At 71.8% G+C, this 5,496-nt stretch carries 4 protein-coding genes; all 4 read right to left on the bottom strand.

All coding sequences use genetic code 11. The features are described 5' to 3' along the window. Nucleotides 1-1,734 (bottom strand): type I polyketide synthase (locus tag G6028_RS13920; protein ID WP_241730774.1); only part of this gene is annotated, 1,734 nt, incomplete at its 3' end. Between the two features lie 87 nt (nucleotides 1,735-1,821). Next, a complete protein-coding gene (gene fadD32 / locus G6028_RS13915) occupies nucleotides 1,822-3,822 on the bottom strand; it encodes a long-chain-fatty-acid--AMP ligase FadD32 (protein ID WP_182659223.1) in 2,001 nt (666 codons plus the stop codon). 111 nt (nucleotides 3,823-3,933) lie between these two features. Continuing rightward, a complete protein-coding gene (locus tag G6028_RS13910; RefSeq protein ID WP_182659222.1) occupies nucleotides 3,934-4,899 on the bottom strand; it encodes a cutinase family protein in 966 nt (321 codons plus the stop codon). 240 nt (nucleotides 4,900-5,139) lie between these two features. Next, nucleotides 5,140-5,496, bottom strand: a 357-nt coding sequence (locus tag G6028_RS13905; RefSeq protein ID WP_182659221.1) for a DUF732 domain-containing protein, incomplete at its 5' end; no start/stop codon positions are given.

Below are 5,496 nucleotides of genomic sequence, written 5' to 3'. Positions count from 1 at the left end.
GGCGGCCTCCGTTGCGGCGGTGTCCCCCGCGTCGGCCGTCCGCGCGACGGTGTCCTCGGCGCCGGTCGCCTGCGAGTCGACCGTCTGCGAGTCGACCGTCTGCGGATCGGTCTGCTGAGCGGCCCGGACCGGGGCGGGCTGGTACTCGGCCACCACGACGTGGGCGTTGGTCCCGCCGAAGCCGAATCCGGAGACACCGGCCAGCGCCCGGCCGCTGTAGCGCGGCCACGGCCGGTTCTCCGTGACGACGCTCAGCCGCGCGGCGTCGAAGTCGATGTACGGGTTGGGGCCGGCGAAGTTGAGGGTGGGCGGGAGCGAGTCGTGCCCCATCCCCAGGATGATCTTGGCCAGGCCCGCGGCACCGGCCGCCGACTCCATGTGCCCGAAGTTGGTCTTGGCCGAGCCCAGCAGGGTGGGTCGATCGGCGTCGCGGCCGCGGCCGAGCACCTGTCCGATCGCGGTGGCCTCGATGGGGTCACCGAGGATCGTGCCCGTGCCGTGGGCCTCGATGTAGTCGACGTCCCTCGGGTCCACACCCGCATCGGCGTACGCCTGGCGCAGCACCGCCACCTGGGCGTCCGGGTTGGGGGCGGTCATCCCGTTGGAACGTCCGTCGGAGTTGACGGCGGACCCCTTGATGACGGCGAGGACCACGTCCCCGTCCCGTTCGGCCTCGGACAGGCGCTTCAGGATGAACAGTCCCCCGCCCTCCGCCCGGCAGATGCCGTTGGCGTCGGAGGAGAAGGCCTTGATGCGCCCGTCGGGGCTGAGCGCGGCCCCGGTCTTGGCGAAGCCCATGGTGGCGGCGGGCGCCAGCATCATGTTGACGCCACCGGCCACGGCCAGGTCGGACTCGTGCAGACGCAGCGAGTTGACGGCCTCGTGGATCGCGACCAGGGAGGTCGAACACGCCGTGTCCAGGGTCATCGAGGGGCCACGGAAGTCGAACGTGTACGACACCCGGTTGGAGATGATCGAGTTGGAGGCGCCCGTGACCGCGTACGGGGAGGCGGCGGCGGAGTCGGAGGTGAGGAACACCTGGTAGTCGCTGGACGACGAACCGATGAACACGCCCACCTCGTGGCCCTTGAGGTCACTCGCGGGCAGGTGCGCGTGCTCGAGGGCCTCCCAGGTGAGCTCGAGTGCGAGCCGCTGCTGCGGGTCCACCATCTCCGCCTCGCGGGGACTCATGCCGAAGAACTCGGCGTCGAAGTCCCGCACCTCGGAGTCGTCGAGCCACCCGCCCCGGTCCGGGGCCTCGGCCAGGACCTGCTGGACGTAGGAGTCACCCGCCCACTCGGACCAGCGGGTCGCCGGACGCGGGCTGGTGGCGTCCCGGCCCTCGGACAGCAGTTCCCAGGTGGCCTCGGGCGAGTCCGCGCCGCCCGGGAAACGGGTGGCGAAGCCGATCACGGCGACGTCGAACTCCATCCCCGCCCCACGGTGGCGGAAGGTGTGGAGGTCTCCGGGCTCGTCGATCTCGGCCGGTCCGTTGACCACGTACTCGGCGAGAGAGGCGATGGTGGGGTGCTGGTAGGCCACCGTCGCGTCCAGGGGACGGCCGAGCAGGTCCTCGAGATCCGCCGAGAGGGTCACCGCGTCCCGGGAGGACAGCCCGAACTCCTCAAGGGAGCGGTCGTCGGTCACCTTGGCGACGTCGAGCCCGGTGGCCCGGGAGACCCAGCCCCGCAACCAGTCGCGGAGCTCTACTACCGTCATCTCGCTCTGTGCCATCGTGGGGATCGCCTTTCCATCGGGTCTCGTCCGGTGTGCTCGCCCGTCGCCGCCGCGCACCGGTGGTGCCGTGAAGCGGCCCGGAAACTACTCCGCCGGCTCGTCGGGGAAGGCCGTCTGCTGGTGGCCTCCCCGCAGGGTCCCGTCGACGTAGGCGGTCTTGCAGGCGCGGCGGGCGATCTTGCCGCTGGAGGTTCGGGGGATGGACCCGGCGGGGACCAGGATCACGTCCTGCGCGGTGACCCCGTGCCTCGCCGAGATCGCCGAGCGGACCGCGTCCGCGATGGGTCCCGGATCCGCCTTCCCCGCACCGGGGGCGCGCTCGCCCACCACCACGAGGGTCTCCGAGGAGTCATCGGAGGGGATCACGGCGCCGTTACGGGCGTCGATCGGGAGCTGGTTGGCCGGCACGGAGAACGCGGCGACGAAGCCCGGGCGCAGCGAGGCGGAGGCGTCCTGCGCGGTGTTCTCGAGATCCTGCGGGTAGTGATTGCGTCCGGCGACGATCACGAGGTCCTTGACCCGACCGGTGATGTACAGCTGGCCGTCCACGTAGGCGCCGTAGTCACCCGTGCGGAGCCACCGTGCGCCGGAGGGGACGGTGCCGAACTCGCGCACCGTCCTCGAGTGCTCCGGGAGCCGCTCCGTGAGCCTGTTGCCGAACGTGGCCTCGGACTCCTCCGGCCGACCCCAGTAGGCCCGCCCGACGTTGGTGCCGTAGAGCCAGATCTCCCCGACCCGGCCCTCGGGCAGTTCCCGGCCGGTGCCGTCGTGCTCGCCCGTCGACCCGTCGACACCCGGCTCGACGATCACCGCCCACTGGCTGGGGGCCACGTACCCGCACGCCACCTGCGGGATGGCGTCCTCGTTGCCCTCCACCGCGTCGGGGTCCAGGACGGTCATGACGCCCTTGTTGAGGTCCTCCCGGTCCACGTGGATGACGATCGCCTCGTCGTCCTTGCGGGGCGAGGAGACGAAGAGCGTCGCCTCGGCCATGCCGTAGGAGGGCTTGATGGCGGTCGGCGCCAACCCGTACGGGGCGAACGCCTCGTTGAACGCGCGCATCGAGGCGGGGGTGACCGGCTCGGACCCGTTGATGATGCTGGTGACCCCGGAGAGGTCGAGCGACTCGCCCTCCCGGGGCAGGCCACGACGGGCCGCGTGTTCGAACGCGAAGTTGGGGGCGGCGGCGAAGACCCCGTCGCCGTCGGACATCGCCCCGAGCTGGGTGACCCACCGCCCGGGACGCTGCACGAAGGCCCGGGGGCTCATGACGGTTATCGTGGCGCCGCCCATCGCCGGCAGGATCACGGTGAGCAGACCCATGTCGTGGAACAGCGGCAGCCAGGTCACGCCGCGGGAGGCGCGGGTCAGGCCCAGCCCGTCGAAGAGCTGCATGACGTTGGTGACGACGTTGCGGTGCGTGATCTCCACGCCGGCGGGGACGCGGGTCGACCCGGAGGTGTACTGCAGGTAGGCGATGTCGTCCGCACCCAGATCGGGCCGGGTCCAGCCCGAGCCCAGCTCGGCGGGGATCGCGTCGACGGCGACCGTGCGGGGCCGCTCCCGGGCGGGCAGGTCGCGGAAGAGCGTGCGGACCCCCGCCGCCGACTCGGTGGAGGTGAGGATGACGGACGGCGTGCAGTCCCCGAGGACCGCGTGGAGTCGGTCGTGATGGCCGGGTTCGTCCGGATCGAACAACGGGACGGCGGTGAGGCCGGCGTGGATGGCGGCGAAGAACGAGACGATGTAGTCGAGTCCCTGGGGCGCCAGGATGGCCACGCGGTCTCCCCGCTGCGCCACCTGCTGCAGCCGTGCGGCGATGGCGTAGAGCCGGTCACCGAAGTTGGACCACGACAGTTCGGCGACCTCACCCTGCCGCGAGGAGGAGTAGTCGATGTAGCGGTAGATCAGCCCGTCCGCCGCGGGGTCCCGGCGTGCTGCGGAGACGTTGGATTCGACGAAGTCGACCAGGGTGGTGCGATCAGGGATGACGATCGCCCCGCTGGCGTCGTGGTACTGCTCGAACTCCACGTTGCTCCGTTCCGAACCGATGACTGGATGGTCGACGTCGCCGACCTCGGACATACCGGGCGACAAGCTTGGTCGATCTTACAGCGTGCCCCGGCGCACATCCGAACTCCGAATCCCCGACCCGGCCAGGCGTGTCGCGCCCATGCACGGTACTCGGTCGGGCGGTCAGTCGTGGGCGATCTCCGGTGCCGCGTCGACGAGTTCCCGCACGTGTCCGATGGTCCACTCCGGAACCGTGGTCCCCATGACGACGTCCGGGTTGGTCGCGTACATGGCGTGGATGGCGTTGTTGGCGACGAACTCCTGGAACCGGGCCGCCCCGTCCACCACGTTGAGCGGGGCGTTGCAGATGAGGTCCCGGGAGTCACAGATCTGGGCGGTCCGGTCGTCGAGCGCCCCGAAGCCGCCGGGCCGCGGGCCGGTCATGGTGGCACCCGCGATGAGCTGCGTGAAGCCCGTCACCGGCTGGAGCGAGATCTCCATCCCCTGACCGGTCCCCGGCGACAGCCCCGGGGACTGGCCCTCACCGGGCAGGCGCCGACCGTCGGCGATGAGGACCGAACCCCGGACGAGCTCCGCCGGGACCGGCCCGTTGCCGGTGCCGATCTCGCTGGTGAGATCGCCGGCGATCACCGCCCCCTGGGAGAAGCCGAGCAGGATGTAGGAGGTGTACGGGCAGCGATCGTGCACCGCGACCAGCTCGGCGCGCGCGCGATCCGTGCCCTCGGCCCGGCTCTGGTCGTAGGTGATCTCGTCGGGGCGCTGCGGGTTCCGGAACTGCGCCACGTACGGGACCGTGAAGACCTCCAGGCGCTCGGTGGGGTACTGCTCCCCCAGCGGGTCCGTGATGGTCTTGAGCAGCGCGTTGGGCAGGAACGACGGCGCGTAGGGGTCGTCGGTGGGGCTGCTCTCCCAGGTCCCCGGCACGGCGATCATCTGCACGTCGGGGCAGTCCGCGGGCTGGGTCAGCTCCGGCTCCGCCGGGCCGGGCAGCGGGCCGTCCGGACCCGTCGGCAGCCCCCGGTCACCGATCCACCAGCCGATCCCCAGCACCAGCAGGACCACCATGACGAGCGCTCCGAGCGAGCACCCGAGACGGCGGCCACCTCCACGACGCGATCCACGAGCCACGATACGAACTCCTTCCCGGGCGCCCGACACGAGTCCGCGGGCGGCCGACGACAGGTCCAACGCGCCACGGGGCCGCCGGGTTCCGCCGGCGGTCGTGGCACGTGTCACGACGCACCGCCCCGGGCGGCGCGGGCGGCGCCCGGGGCGCACGCGCGTCTGGGGTCGGGCTCTGTCAGGGGTGAACCGGCGTCAGGGGTAAACCGGCGTCACGGGCAGAGCGGTGTCAGGGGTCGAGCGGTGTCACGGGCAGAGCTGCCCGGCCGCGGAGTCCACGACGATCCGGGAGATCTCGTCGACCTCGCGGTCCGAGTACCCGCCCACCGAGATCTGCCCGGCCACGGCGTCGGCGATCGTGGTGGTCTCCCCCGCGGCCCCGCCGGTGGTCCGGATCCGACAGATCGTGTTGCCGGCGGCCACGAGCGAGTCGGACAGTTCCGCGGTCTCGATGTCCTGGGCCTCGAGCGCCGCGAGGTACCCGCGCTCCCGCGCCCCCACGACCGGGGCCGTGTACCCCGGGGCGTCCGAGCCCACCGGTGCCGGCGCCTCGGTGAACCGCCCCGAGTCCTCGGTGGCGGGGACGCGGGCCTGCGAGGTGGC

Origin of the sequence: Dietzia cercidiphylli (assembly GCF_014145145.1) — a bacterium.
In the GTDB taxonomy this organism is placed as follows: domain Bacteria; phylum Actinomycetota; class Actinomycetes; order Mycobacteriales; family Mycobacteriaceae; genus Dietzia; species Dietzia natronolimnaea.
This window is presented reverse-complemented; position numbering and strand designations above follow the sequence as displayed.